General features: G+C 68.9%; 16 protein-coding genes. 10 read left to right on the forward strand and 6 right to left on the reverse strand.

What is annotated here, in order from left to right; all coding sequences use genetic code 11:
- Positions 1–41: 41 nt before the first annotated feature.
- Entirely contained in the window at positions 42–908 is an 867-nt protein-coding gene (locus tag HKK72_RS28770; protein ID WP_187237574.1) for a class I SAM-dependent methyltransferase, read from the reverse strand.
- A 125-nt stretch (positions 909–1,033) separates the two neighbouring features.
- Positions 1,034–1,438, reverse strand: coding sequence for an ATP-binding protein (locus HKK72_RS28775; protein WP_315987487.1), 405 nt, complete (start codon positions 1,436–1,438; stop codon positions 1,034–1,036).
- Positions 1,439–1,605: 167 nt separating this feature from the next.
- On the opposite strand from HKK72_RS28775, the gene HKK72_RS28780 reads away from it, so the two are divergent.
- Genes HKK72_RS28780 through HKK72_RS28785 form a run of 3 tightly spaced genes read left to right on the forward strand, consistent with a single transcriptional unit; the run spans position 1,606 to position 2,685 of the window.
- Positions 1,606–2,331: a helix-turn-helix domain-containing protein gene (locus HKK72_RS28780; RefSeq protein ID WP_187237575.1), complete on the forward strand. Its 726-nt coding sequence runs from the start codon at positions 1,606–1,608 to the stop codon at positions 2,329–2,331.
- The gene (locus tag HKK72_RS42905; protein WP_410050352.1) at positions 2,216–2,467 is read left to right on the forward strand and encodes a Scr1 family TA system antitoxin-like transcriptional regulator; all 252 of its coding nucleotides are present in this window, start codon (positions 2,216–2,218) and stop codon (positions 2,465–2,467) included. The genes HKK72_RS28780 and HKK72_RS42905 overlap by 116 nt, the downstream gene beginning before the upstream one ends.
- Positions 2,464–2,685, forward strand: a complete 222-nt coding sequence (locus HKK72_RS28785) for a DUF397 domain-containing protein (RefSeq protein ID WP_187237576.1) — start codon at positions 2,464–2,466, stop codon at positions 2,683–2,685. The genes HKK72_RS42905 and HKK72_RS28785 overlap by 4 nt, the downstream gene beginning before the upstream one ends.
- A gap of 26 nt (positions 2,686–2,711) precedes the next feature.
- Here the strand turns inward: HKK72_RS28785 and HKK72_RS28790 are convergent, their stop codons facing one another.
- Positions 2,712–3,536 carry a TetR/AcrR family transcriptional regulator gene (locus HKK72_RS28790; RefSeq protein WP_187237577.1) on the reverse strand — a complete coding sequence of 275 codons (825 nt, stop codon included), beginning with the start codon at positions 3,534–3,536 and terminating at the stop codon, positions 2,712–2,714.
- Between the two features lie 126 nt (positions 3,537–3,662).
- Here HKK72_RS28790 and HKK72_RS42420 point away from each other — a divergent pair, with 126 nt between their 5' ends.
- Positions 3,663–4,544: a nuclear transport factor 2 family protein gene (locus HKK72_RS42420; protein WP_187237578.1), complete on the forward strand. Its 882-nt coding sequence runs from the start codon at positions 3,663–3,665 to the stop codon at positions 4,542–4,544.
- A gap of 153 nt (positions 4,545–4,697) precedes the next feature.
- A complete protein-coding gene (locus HKK72_RS28800; protein ID WP_187237579.1) occupies positions 4,698–6,095 on the forward strand; it encodes a hypothetical protein in 1,398 nt (465 codons plus the stop codon).
- Between the two features lie 197 nt (positions 6,096–6,292).
- Here the strand turns inward: HKK72_RS28800 and HKK72_RS28805 are convergent, their stop codons facing one another.
- Positions 6,293–7,018 carry a TetR/AcrR family transcriptional regulator gene (locus HKK72_RS28805; protein ID WP_187237580.1) on the reverse strand — a complete coding sequence of 242 codons (726 nt, stop codon included), beginning with the start codon at positions 7,016–7,018 and terminating at the stop codon, positions 6,293–6,295.
- 114 nt (positions 7,019–7,132) lie between these two features.
- Between HKK72_RS28805 and HKK72_RS28810 the strand changes: the two genes are divergently transcribed.
- The gene (locus HKK72_RS28810) at positions 7,133–7,624 is read left to right on the forward strand and encodes an SRPBCC family protein (protein ID WP_187237581.1); all 492 of its coding nucleotides are present in this window, start codon (positions 7,133–7,135) and stop codon (positions 7,622–7,624) included.
- Positions 7,625–7,715: 91 nt separating this feature from the next.
- The gene (locus HKK72_RS28815; protein ID WP_187237582.1) at positions 7,716–8,648 is read left to right on the forward strand and encodes an NAD-dependent epimerase/dehydratase family protein; all 933 of its coding nucleotides are present in this window, start codon (positions 7,716–7,718) and stop codon (positions 8,646–8,648) included.
- 27 nt (positions 8,649–8,675) lie between these two features.
- On the opposite strand, the gene lepA is transcribed toward HKK72_RS28815, so the two are convergent.
- Complete coding sequence (lepA, locus tag HKK72_RS28820) at positions 8,676–10,499, reverse strand: translation elongation factor 4 (protein ID WP_187237587.1); 1,824 nt, start codon at positions 10,497–10,499, stop codon at positions 8,676–8,678.
- A gap of 280 nt (positions 10,500–10,779) precedes the next feature.
- Between lepA and rpsT the strand changes: the two genes are divergently transcribed.
- Together rpsT and HKK72_RS28830 are read left to right on the forward strand one after the other, a co-directional pair.
- Positions 10,780–11,040 carry a 30S ribosomal protein S20 gene (gene rpsT / locus HKK72_RS28825; RefSeq protein WP_187237583.1) on the forward strand — a complete coding sequence of 87 codons (261 nt, stop codon included), beginning with the start codon at positions 10,780–10,782 and terminating at the stop codon, positions 11,038–11,040.
- Between the two features lie 168 nt (positions 11,041–11,208).
- Entirely contained in the window at positions 11,209–11,757 is a 549-nt protein-coding gene (locus HKK72_RS28830) for an RNA 2'-phosphotransferase (protein WP_315987488.1), read from the forward strand.
- Here the strand turns inward: HKK72_RS28830 and HKK72_RS28835 are convergent.
- Positions 11,702–12,241, reverse strand: a complete 540-nt coding sequence (locus tag HKK72_RS28835; protein ID WP_187237584.1) for a hypothetical protein — start codon at positions 12,239–12,241, stop codon at positions 11,702–11,704. The genes HKK72_RS28830 and HKK72_RS28835 overlap by 56 nt on opposite strands.
- Positions 12,242–12,310: 69 nt before the next feature.
- Here HKK72_RS28835 and HKK72_RS28840 point away from each other — a divergent pair.
- The coding region (locus HKK72_RS28840; RefSeq protein ID WP_187237585.1) for a LysR family transcriptional regulator at positions 12,311–12,904 on the forward strand (594 nt) is incomplete at its 3' end.

A 12,904-nucleotide genomic window follows, 5' to 3' on the forward strand; every position in this document is an offset into this window, starting at 1 on the left:
TCGACACTGAGAGGACCGCCGCCCATCGCCGCTGCGCCCCGTCATTCGCCGCTCCGGACTCGGGCGCGGGCCAGCATCGAGAGGTCGAAGGGGCGGAGCGCGTCACGCCGATCCCACAGTGCGGCATCGACCGCGTCGCGCTGCCGTACGTGCTCGGTCACCGCGAGGCCGGCCTCCTCGAGGAGCGCGGACATCTCTCGCGGGCTCAGGAAGGTCAGCCACGGCTCACCGTTCTCAGCGGCCACCGGCATGACCGACGTCACGTAGGTCTCGCCGTCCGCGTCGCGCAGGTCGGCGGGCACCATGTAGTCCACGACCAGCTCGGTGCCGGGGGCGAAGGCGCCGATGCTCTTGAGAGTCTCGTCGATGGCCTCACGCGTGAGATACATGGTCACTCCCAGCCAGCACACGAAGGCGGGGCTGGTGGGATCGAACCCCTCGCGCACCAGGTGGCCGGCCAGTGACCGGGTCTCGAAATCCGCGGCGACGAAGGCCACGGAGTCCGGTATCACGACACCTGAATCGGCCAGGACCTCGCGCTTGTACCGCTGGGTCGCGGGATGGTCCACCTCGAAGACGCGCACTCGGCCTGCGAGCTCCGACCGATAGGCGAACGAGTCGAGGCCCGCGCCGAGGATCACGTACTGGCCGACGCCCCGGCGTATCGCCTCGGCGAGGCGATCCTCGGTGTATCGGCCGCGGGTCACCACGGCCGTCCGTGCGCCCACCAGGACGAGGTGGGTCCCGTGGATCCGGTGGAAGCCCAGAAGCTCCTCGGCCCGATCGCCCAGGAACGTCCAGGCCAGTGAATCGGAGAAGATCAGGGGGTCGTCGTCGACGATGAGGTGGGCGGCACGCGCGGCCGCGGCGGTCAGCGCCGTCTGGCTGGGTAGCGAGTCATCTCTCACGACGAACAACTTAATTGCCTTTTATGCCATAATAGCAGAATAGAGAAAATTCGATAAGCGCCTTTCAATTGCAATTCCGCATCGGTCGTGGAGAGAGGCAAGGGTCTTCCCGGGCGGGCGCGCGTTCAATCGCGCCGTCCGGCGACCACGGCACCGGGGAACTCGACCCAGACGGTCGTGCGAACACCGTCGGCACAGTGGCCCCAGCGCATGGCCAGGGCCTCGACGATCCGCAGTCCACGGCCGCTCTCGGCCTCCGGGTCGTCGCGCGGACAGGGTCGTGCTCCCCCGGCGCCGTCGTCGGTGACCTCGATCCGGATGACGCCTCGGCCCTTCGCGAGCAGGATCATGAGCTTTCCGCCCCGGCCCGAGTCGGTGTGCTTGACTCCGTTGGCGACCAGTTCGGTCACGCACAACGCCATGTCATCGAGATCAGCGGAGCCCGGCCCGAGATTGTCGCGAAGGAAATGGCGGGCACGCGCGGCCGAGCCCTCCATTCCCGGAATCGTGAGCACCGCGAGCACGATCACACTCTCTCCTCCCACTCGACGTCGCCGCCAGCATCGTCGCGCCGCATGATCGCCTCAACGCCTCCCGCTCAGCGCCGGAGCATTGGAATCCGCAGCCTCAGAAGCTGAATCTTCAGCACTCCCGCGTTTGGCGACGAATCGGACACTGTGCGTGACAGAGTGACGTCATGCCCCCCGGCGAACGGCCGTCCTTCCGGTTCCGGCGGATCGGCGAGACGCTGCGCGTGATCCGGCAGGAGAACGGATGGACACTCGAGACGGCGGGCCGCGTCCTCGATCGGTCCGCCGCCTCGCTCAGCGCGATCGAGAACGGCCTTCAGCCCATCCGCCCGCGCGACCTCAAGCACATCCTCGACGAGTACGGTGTCACCGATCCTGCCCGGCGCGATCCCCTGCTGGCCCTCGCTGGACAGGGGCGTCAGAAGGGGTGGTGGCACACCTTCGAACAGCGTCTCAGCCCCACCACGCTGGACTTCGCCTCACTCGAGTCCGACGCCACCGCCATCCGCTCCTTCGAGCTCCACGTCGTCCCCGGGCTCCTGCAGACCAGGGAGTACGCCACCAAGGTCATCGGCGGCTCAGGGGTCGAGCTACGAACCTCTCGTGCCATGGAGATCGAGATCGACTTCCGGATGGCGCGGCAACGGATCCTTACGGGAACCCGACCGCCGCAACTATCGACGGTAATCGGCGAGGCGGCGCTCCGGCAGATGATGGGCGACCAGGCCACCATGCGCCGCCAACTGGACAAGCTCCTCGTGGCGTCTCGGCTCCCCCATGTCCACCTTCAGGTGCTGCCGTTCGCAAGTGGGAGCGCATCCAGGGATCGACGGGCCGTTCGTCATCATGGATGTCGGCCCGGGACCCCTTCTGCAGGTCGTGACCGTACATAGCCTGACCCGTAGCTGGTACCTCGATGAGTCACCGGACGTCGTGCACCACTGCCAGGTATTCGATCGCCTCCGCGACGCCGCCCTCTCCGAAGCCGACTCCCGGGTGATGATCCAACGGATAGTGTCGGAATCATGACCGGACTGTTCCCCTCCCACACCCAGTGGCGCAAGAGCAGCCGTAGCGGTGGTCAGGGCACCGACTGCGTCGAGGTCGCGGCGGTTCGGCCGCGATGGCTCATCGCGGTACGGGACTCGAAGGATCCAGGCGGGCCGGTGCTGGCCTTCCAGCCGCCTGAGTGGGACGGCTTCCTGAGCTCGATCAAGACCGGCGAGCTCGACCTGCCCACCTCCTGAGGATCCGACTCGGACCGCCTGAAGCCTTACGACTGGGCCTGGGCTCGCCGCCGGTGAGCCTTCTGCCGGCACGCCCCACCGCAGAACCGAGCGCGCCGGCCGGTGCGGGCCGCCTCGATCGGGGCGCCGCACACCTCACAGCACCCCGCGCCCTCCCCCTCGTCCGCACCCGCCGGGGTCTCGCGCACGAGCGGAGCCTTGATTTCGTTACGGCCTAGGCCCGCGCCATCGACTTTCGTTACGGTCGGGAGGAGCGGTCTTTCTCCCGACCCGGCAGGGCGGAGTCCGTCACGGACAACGGCCGTCGCGCGCCCGGGCGGCCCACCGTGCTGCTCCATGGTCACGCAGCCGGCGATGAGTTTCCGCACGTCCACGGCGTCGACGTCGGAACGTACGGCACCGGCGTTCTGAGCACGCGCGAGCAGTACGCCGAGCGCTTCCTGGAATCGGTCCTTGACCTCCGACGCGTCCGACGCCTCTTCGGGCCGGATGCCCGGACCCGCCGCCAGTGCCTCGCACAGAGCTCTGTTGAACGACGCCCGCTCGATCGTCCGGGAGAAGAGGGCGAAGAACGCCTCACCCGGGTCGTCCGCGGCGGTCAGGTCACGCGCATCGCAGGCGAGTTGCTCGAGCCCGTCCTGCAGGACCGCCTCATAGAGCGCCTCCTTGCTGGAGAAGTGCCGATAGACCGTGCCGGCCCCGACTCCGGCCCGCCGGGCGATCTCATCCAGCGGCACCGGCAGCCCCTCCGCCGCGAACGCCGCCCGGGCCGCCTCCAGTACGCGGTCCCGGTTGCGCCGGGCGTCCGCACGTGGCGACGCGCCGGCCGTACGGCCAGAGGTGTCGGCCATGGCTGATCTCCTTCAAGCGCCGTTTGACAACCGGGGCGATCGTTCCGTAACGTTCAACCGGGGCGATCGTTCCGATTCTACCCGGAGCCCGGCCACCCGTCTCTCCACCATCATCAGGAGCCTTCCGTGACAGAACCCACGACCGCCACCCCTCGCCAGATCGTCGAGCGCTTCCTGCGCGCCTCGGCGGACAACGCTTGGGACGACCTCTCCGACCTCTACGCCCCCGACGCCGTGATCGAGATCCCGTTCGCGCCCGCGGGCATACCGCGGCGTTTCCAGGGACGCGAGGACCACCGCGCCCGCTTCAAGGCCGCCGCACCGCTGCGCCGAATCGACAAGGTCGACGCGGTCATGGTGCATGAGACCAGCGACCCCGAGGTCGTCTTGGTGGAGTTCGACAGCCACGCCACGGTGACCTCGACGGGCCGGTCGTTCGTCAGCTCATACGCCATGGTGATGCGGATCAGGGACGGCCTCATCGTCTCCTCCCGCGACTACGCCAACCCGCTCGACGGCGCCGAGCTTCGCAAGGAACTGTCCGCGGTGCTGAGCGAACGGGCGCCTGGCGCCCAGGAGATCGCCGAGCGGATCAGGCGCAGCCTGGAGGAGACCGGGGAGGCCGGCACCGGCGCCCTTGACGGCCTGTTCACCGAAGACGCCGTTTACGAGCTGCCCTTCGCTCCGCCGGGCCGCCCACGGCGCATCGAGGGACGCGAGGAGATCGTCGCCCACCTGACCGCCGGGGCGGAGAGGGCTCTCGGCCTGGGAATCAAGAAGGTCCACTCGGTCATCCACGAGTGCGCCGACCCGCAGGTCGCCATTTTGGAACTCCAGGTCGAGGGAGAGTCCCCTGCCACCGGTGACTCCTTCCGTTTCGACTCCTCCATCGGAGTGATCAGGATCCGGAACGGCCGGATCGCCTCCTGGCGCGACTATCCCAACATCATCGGGGGCGCGGCCGTCTTCGGCACGCTGCCGGAGCTCGCCGCCACGCTGAGCCGGTGACCACCCCGGCCGATCGCACCGGCGATCGGCCGGATCTCTCCTGGTCTGTGGATTCACCGCCCTCGCCTTGCCCCGCTGCTCCGAACCGGCGATCACCGACCAGCCTCGTTGTTTTCACACGGCAGCCACGTTCGGGCTCTACCGTCGGCGATCATGAGCCTTCGAAAGAGCGCCTCCGTTCTGGTGCTGGCCGGCACGCTCGGCACCGTCACAGCCTCTCCCGCGTTCGCCACGAACGACTCGCGGAGCACGGTCGTCGTCCAGCGCAGCGGACCGGTCAAGACCATCCCGTTCGACCTCCGTGACGCCGGCGAGGCGTTGATCCGCTTCACCGTCTCCGCGCCGGGAGTGTCCTGGGTGCGCCCCGGGGCGGAGTCCGCCGTGGTGTCCGTCGGCGTCGACGGGCGGCACGTCACCGACCTGGTGGTGCCGTCCGCGGAACCGACCGCCCGCAGCCTCGCACTCGGCTCCGTGAAGCGCGGCCGCCACAAGCTGACCCTGAGCTTCTCGCCGCAGAGCAGCTCACCTGGCGCCCGCAAGGTCGTCCTGAACCGTACGGAGATCAGGACGCCCAAGGCGGACCAGGCCGCGCTGCGGCACGCCCCCGTCGTGGTCGGGCGCACGCTGGCGCTGCTGGGCGACGCGCACCAGAACGCGCGCACCGACACCCCGCTCATCGGCTGGCACGAGGAACTGCCCGCCTCGACCCCGGGCCACCGGATCTTCGAGTACTCCGTGGTGTGGAGCAACGAGGACGGCGGCACCGACTCGCCGGCGCTGATGGCGCGCTGGGGCCGTACGACCGACATCGAGTGGGTCTACCGCGTCGAGGTGGACGCCAAGGGGAACCGGGTCGACGGCACGGGCGTCTACCAGGCCGCCAACCACGAGACGCTGGTGTTCTCGGGCACCTACGAGGGCGACCACCCGTTGCTGCAGACCTGCACGGTGAACAACAACATGTGCGACGCCGTGACCACCCCGGCGCCGCTGCGGTTCTTCCTCGACACGACCCAGACCAGGCCCCAGGACCGCGCTCGCGAGATCCTCATGGACCGCAACGCCTGGACCTACCCGGTCATGGCCCAGGAGATGATCCGGGAGGGCCGGATCGAGAGCCCGTCCGACCCGGCGACAGTGGCCGTCGGCGACCAGCGCAACTACCTCTTCATCGAGATCAAGAAGCAGACCGGTGCGCCCACCGGCACCGGAGCCGCCCCCGGCGTGACCGTCGGCGTCCGGCTGAAGGCCGACCCGGCCACGCTCTACCGCTCCGACCACGCCGTCCCCACCTCGTCGATCGCCCGCGACCTGCCCGCGGCGACCACGGTGGAACTGCCCGAGGGCACGACGGCCGCCGACATCGCGAGCGTCGAGGCGATCCGGCAGCCGATGGGCACGGGCGACAACGGCGCCCCGGCAACGGTCACGTCCATCAACCGCGCGTTCTTCCTGGACCGCGCCTACCGCCCGCAGTCCTCGGCCATCACCTGGACGGGTTCGGTCGAGCTCACCCCGGCACAGCCGACCGGTGCCCTCTGGCACGACTGACCACCGCACCCCACGGCTAACCCACCGCCCGCAGCACGGCCGACCCACCACCGGCAGCACGGCTAACCCACCACCGGCAGCACGGCTAACCCATCGCCCGTGGCCCGGCTACCCATCGCACCCCGCGAACAACTGCATGATCACCCTCGGAGAGTGGCCACGGGGGGTGGCTCCACCCGGGCCTCTCCCCGCCGTGATCATGCAGTTGTTCGTGGCTCTGCCGGGTCTGGCAGGCCGATGAGCCGGCCGAGGCAGAGCACATGGTGGTCGAACAGCGCCGCACGGTCGTAGATCACGTTGTCGAACTGGCCGAACAGCTCGAAGTTCACCATGCCGAACACGCCGGTCCAGGCCGTGATGGCCCGTGCGACGACGTCGTCGGGAACCTCGGGCATCACCACCTCGCGCAGCCGGTCGGCGTCCGCGGTGAAGGACGGCGATGGCTGCGGGAAGCCGTTCGGACGATCCAGGGCACCCGTTCGATAGGCGTCGCTGATGATCGCCCCATAGACGATCGTGTCGCGTATGGCGGGTCCGACGGTGTCCTGTGGCGCCTGGTAGCCGGGTACCGGTGAGCCGTAGAGCAGCGCGTACTCGTGCGGATGGCCGAGAGCCCACTCCCGCACCGCGCGGCAGACCGCCAGCCACCTCGCGGCGTGGTCGTCGCGGGCGCAGTCGGCGTCGGCTCGCTCGACGGCCTCGCCGATCGCGTTGTAGCCGTCGACGATCAGTGCGGTGAGCAGGTCGTCGCGGCTGGGAAAGTACCGGTAGATCGCCGAGGACACCATTCCCATCTCCCGCGCCACCGCGCGCAACGACAGTCCCGCCGCGCCCTCGGTCGCCAGTTGCCTGCGGGCTATCTCGGTGATCTCCCGGGTCAGTTCCGCCCTCACCCGCTCCCGGGCCGTTCTGCTCGCGTTCATTCCCCGACGTTAGCAGAGCACCAACAACTTACGAGAGCACCGCTCTTGACAGCTCATCGTCCAAGAGAGAGCATTGCTCTTGTTACAGAGCGACAACCTCTCATAGGAGCACCGATGTCCAGGCTGTTCTACTCGGGCCCGCCCCTCGCGGTCCTGCACGACCAGTACGCACGGCGGGGACGGATCGACTCCGGCGCCCCGATCGTGAGCTCGGCAGACCTGGTCGTGGACGCCTCCGTTCAGCAGGTCTGGGAGGCGATCACCGACCTGCGGAGCTGGCCCGCGTGGGCACCCGGCATCGAGATCCTGAGCGCCGCCGACCCGGCGCCCGGCGCGACCTTCCGCTGGAAACTGCGCGGCGCGAGGATCCGGTCGACCTTCGCCGTGGTCGATCCCTGCCGTGAACTGACGTGGACGGGCACGTTCTTCGGCTTCAAGGCCGTGGACCGGCATCTGCTGGAGCCCGTCGACGGCGGCCGCACCCGGGTGACCATCCAGGAGTCCCTGGCCGGACCGCTGCTTCCGCTGTTCTACTCCGCCACCCGGCTGCGAGCCGGGCACGAGGAGTGGCTCGGCGCATTGAAGACCTTCGTCGAGAACGACTGACCCACCGCACGACGCCCGCGACCGGCTGCACGACCGTACGCCCCCCGTACGGCCCTTACGACAGACCCGTAAGACAAGGGAGAACAGGACCATGGCAAAGCACGTCATCGTGGGAGCCGGCCAGGTCGGCCACCGGCTGGCGGAACTCCTCACCGCGAGAGACCACGAGGTGGTCGTCGTCACCCGGTCCGGCTCCGGGCCTGCGAACACCACGAGGGTGGCCGCGAGCGCCGCCGACCGCGACCGGTTGACCGAGGTCACCAAGGGCGCCGACGCCCTCTACAACTGCATGAACCCGCGCTATCACCGCTGGCCGCTGGACTGGCCGCCGATCGCCGACGCGCTCCTGGCGACCGCCGAGGCCACCGGCGCCGTGCTGGTGACGACGAGCTGCCTGTACGGCTACGGGCCCTCCGAGCAGCCGATGACCGAGGACCTGCCGCTCGCCGCCACCGGCGTCAAGGGCCGGGTCCGGGCGAAAATGTGGACCGACGCGCTCGCCGCTCATCGAGCGGGACGGGTCCGCGTCACCGAGCTGCGCGGCTCCGACTATTTCGGGCCAGGAGCCCTGGACCAGTCCTACCTCGGCGACCGCCTCGTGCCGTCACTGCTCGCCGGAAAGCGGGTGATGTTCCTCAGCGATCCCGACGTGCCGCACTCCTGGACCTACCTGCCCGACGTCGTGCAGGCCCTGGCCGTCGCCGCGGTCGACGAGCGGGCCTGGGGTCGCGCCTGGCACGTCCCGACGGGTCCGGCCTTGTCGGCCCGGGCCTTCGCCGACCGGCTGTCGGCCCTCGCGGACGCCCCGACCCCCCGTTTCGGCCAGGTGCCGCGCTGGGCCTTCAACGCACTGGGAACGGTGTCGCCGATGATGCGGGAGATGAGGGAGACCCGCTACCAGTTCGACCGGCCGTACGTCCTCGACTCCTCAGCGTTCGAGACCACCTTCGACGTGGTGCCCACCCCCCTGGACGTGGCGCTCAAGGACACCCTCGCCTGGTGGCGCTCGCGGCTCGCCGCCTAGGAGACGCCTCGCGGCGTCCCGCAGCGATCACTTCTTGGCGGCACCGGTCGACAGCGCCGCCACGAAGGCCTCCTGCGGGACGTCGACCCGGCCGATCGTCTTCATCCGCTTCTTGCCCTCCTTCTGCTTCTCCAGCAGCTTGCGCTTTCGGGAGATGTCACCGCCGTAGCACTTGGCGAGCACGTCCTTGCGGATGGCGCGGATGTTCTCGCGGGCGATGATCCGCGCGCCGACCGCCGCCTGGATCGGGACCTCGTACTGCTGCCGGGGGATGAGCTCCTTGAGCTTGGCCGTCATCATCAGGCCGTACTCACGGGACTTCTCCTTGTGCACGATCTGGCTGAAGGCGTCGACAGACTCGCCCTGCAGCAGGATGTCGACCTTGACGAGGTCGGACTCCTGCTCACCGCTGGGCTCGTAGTCCAGCGAGGCGTAACCACGGGTACGCGACTTCAGCTGGTCGAAGAAGTCGAAGATGATCTCGCCCAGCGGGAGGGTGTAGCGGATCTCGATACGGTCCTCGGACAGATAGTCCATGCCGAGCAGCACGCCCCGGCGACCCTGGCAGAGCTCCATGATGGCGCCGATGTGTTCGCTCGGGCTCAGCAGCGTCGCCTTCACGATCGGCTCGTAGACCGCGCCGATCTTGCCTTCGGGGAACTCACTGGGGTTGGTGACGACGTGTTCCTCACCGGACTCCATCTCGACCCGGTAGACCACGTTGGGCGCCGTCGAGATCAGGGAGAGATTGAACTCGCGCTCCAGCCGCTCCCTGACGATCTCCATGTGCAGCAGGCCGAGGAAGCCGCAGCGGAACCCGAAGCCGAGGGCGAGCGAGGTCTCGGGCTCGTAGACCAGCGCGGCGTCGTTGAGCCGCAGCTTGTCGAGCGCGTCGCGCAACTCCGGATATTCGTCGCCGTCCATCGGGTAGAGGCCCGAGAACACCATCGGCTTGGGGTGCGCATAGCCGCCGAGCGACTCCAGGGCCGGCCGCGACGCGCTGGTCACGGTGTCGCCGACGCGGGCCTGCCGCACGTCCTTGACGCCGGTGATGAGATAGCCGACCTCGCCGACGCCGAGCCCGCGCACGGGCTTGGGGTCCGGGGAGATGACGCCCACCTCGAGGGTGTCGTGCGAGGAGCCGGTGGACATCATGAGGCTCTTGTCGCGCCGGGACAGATGCCCGTCGATCACCCGGATATAGGTCACGACGCCGCGGTAGGTGTCGTACACCGAGTCGAAGATGAGCGCGCGCGCGGGACCGTCCGGGTCGCCCGTCGGGGCCGGCACCGTCTCCACGATCTTGTTGAGCAGCTCGCGGACGCCCTCACCGGTCTTGCCGGACACCCGGAGCACCTCGGAGGGCTCGCAGCCGATGATGCCGGCCAGCTCCGCGGCGTACTTGTCCGGCTGCGCGGCCGGCAGGTCGATCTTGTTGAGCACCGGGATGATGTGCAGGTCCGCCTCGAGCGCCAGGTAGAGGTTGGCGAGCGTCTGCGCCTCGATGCCCTGCGCCGCGTCGACCAGCAGCACCGCGCCCTCGCAGGCGGCCAGCGACCGGGAGACCTCGTAGGAGAAGTCGACATGGCCGGGGGTGTCGATCAGGTTGAGCACATATGACGTGCCCTCCTGGCCCTCCCAGGGCAGCCGCACGGCCTGACTCTTGATCGTGATGCCGCGCTCTCGCTCGATGTCCATCCGGTCGAGGTATTGCGCGCGCATCTGGCGGCCCTCGACCACGCCGGTGAGCTGCAGCATGCGGTCGGCAAGGGTGGACTTGCCGTGGTCGATGTGCGCGATGATGCAGAAGTTGCGGATCACCGCGGGATCGGTCTCATCAGGTGCGGGAATCGCGGGCACGCGGATCCTTGTACGGGAGCGTAGAGTGGAGATCTTGCAATACCCATGGTCCCATGCCGGGCGTCATGCTCTGCGCGGCGCCGTCCGCATCCTCTGCGCATGCCCTACTGCGGCGCCGACGGCATACCGGTATTCCCTTGAGTTTGAGGGTTTGCTCGTCCAATTGGTAGGCTGTCCAACTGCGTGTGGCGCGTGTGTCGTGCCCGAAGGCCGCCGGTCAGGCGGACCACGCGCCCCATCCCGATCGACTTTCTAAATCCGAGGCTTCTTCGTGGCGAACATCAAGTCCCAGATCAAGCGCAACCGGCAGAACGAGAAGGCCCGTCTGCGCAACAAGGCCGTCAAGTCCGAGCTCAAGACGGCGATCCGCAAGTTCCGCGAGGCCGCGGACGCGGGCAACGCCGAGGAGACGACCGCCGCCCTGCGGCACGCGAGCCGCAAGCTCGACAAGGCGGTCAGCAAGGGCGTCATCCACAAGAACCAGGCCGCCAACCGCAAGTCGGCGATCGCCAAGCGCGCCGCCGCCCTGTAAGGGCAAGGCCGAAGGTGTCCACGACGCCGTGCCCCCGTGAGGGGCACGGCGTATTCGTGTTTTCCCTCCCCTGCCGCGATCTCGCGGACTTCGCCGCCGTGATCTCACCGCCCCTCGTCTCCGGGGTCGTCCCGGGAGCCGCTCGCGCGAGCGGCTCCCCGGCCGTGCATGAGCACCATGGATGAGCGCCGGCGCAAGCACGTGTCGAAATTTTTGGCCAAGCACCTGCGGCACCGGCCGGAACTGATCGGGATCACGCTGGACGGGGCCGGCTGGACCGACGTCGGGCAGCTGCTGATCGCCTGCGCGCGGCACGGGTGCCCGGTCAGCAGGGAGGAGCTCGTTCAGGTCGTCGCGGGTGACGGCAAGCGGCGCTACGCCTTCGACGAGACCGGCCGGCGGGTCCGGGCCAGCCAGGGCCACTCGGTGGCCGTGGACCTCGATCTGCCCGTCACCGCGCCGCCGGACTTGCTCTATCACGGCACCGTCGAGCGGGCGCTGCCCGCCATCCGCCGCGAGGGCCTGCAGCCGATGGGCCGCCGCGATGTCCATCTGTCCGTCGACGAGGGGACCGCCCGGCAGGTCGGCACGCGCCGGGGCCGTCCCATCGTGCTGACCGTGAACGCCGCCGCGATGGCCGCGGCGGGTCTCGAGTTCCGGCTCAGCGCGAACGGTGTCTGGCTGACCCGCTCAGTGCCGCCGCGATATCTGCGGTGATGGCGGCCTCGGTCTCGGCCCAGGTGAGCACCGGCCGGACCCACTCGGGGGCCGGTTCCTCCTGATGGCCGAACAGGTAGCGGTACGGGACGAGATCGCGCAGCGCCCGGTGCACGCCGAGCCGGTCGTCGATCATGTGGGTGATCCCGAGTTCCGCGCAGTGTTGGGCCTTGTCGGCCCGCTTGCGGCAGAAACGCACGTTACGGGGCGACATGCCGGTGCGCTCGTAGAAGTCGTGGTGATCCAGCCACCGGAGGGTGCGCCGCTGGATGCGCTCGCCGCACTTGGAGATGATCCATACTCGCCCGCCGAAGAGCTCGACGAGCCGGGGCAGCACGTCGAACGCCCCTTCCGTGGGTGGCGAGCGCAGTGCCTCGTCGTCGCCGCCCTGCAGGAAGACGGTGTCCTCGGCGCCGGACGGCGCCGCGGCTCCATGGATCACCCGGCCGAAGTCGACGCCGAGTCGATGATCGCCTGTGTTCATATGAGCACTGTGGCCAACCGGCGGCTATATGGGAACTAATTAATAAAGCCTCAGTTATAGTCACAGACTATGGACCTCGGTACGGTGTCCACCGACGCTCTGGCGTCGTTCGCCGTCTTCGCCGACCATCTGAACTTCACCAGGGCGGCGGGTGAGCTACGGATCTCGCAGCCGGCCCTGCACGTGAAGATCCGGAAACTGGCTGATTCACTCGACCGCCCGCTCTACCGGCGGGAGGGCCGGCGACTCGTGCTCACGGCCGAGGGCGAGGTCGTGGCCCGGTTCGCCCGCGAACTCGACACCCGGGTGTCGGACTTCCTCGCCGAGGTGCGCGGCACCGCTCCGGCACGGCCGCTGGTGCTGGCGGCGGGCGAAGGGGCCTATCTCTACCTGCTCGGCGATGTCGTACGCGACGCCCTCACCAGGCCCGCACCGGGGATCCGCCTGATCAACGGCGACCGTGCCCGGACGCTGGCCGCGGTGCGGACCGGCCGTGCGGATCTCGGTGTGGCCGTACTGGACGTGCGGCCCGATGATCTCACCGTGGTGCCGTTGGCGTCCTATCCGCAGACCCTGGTGATGCGGGCCGACCATCCGCTGGCGGCCTCGCCGCGCCTCACCCTGACCGATCTCAGCGGCATCAGGCTCATCGTGCCGCCGCCA

The sequence above is a fragment of the Actinomadura sp. HBU206391 genome (assembly GCF_014323665.1).
GTDB lineage: Bacteria > Actinomycetota > Actinomycetes > Streptosporangiales > Streptosporangiaceae > Actinomadura_C.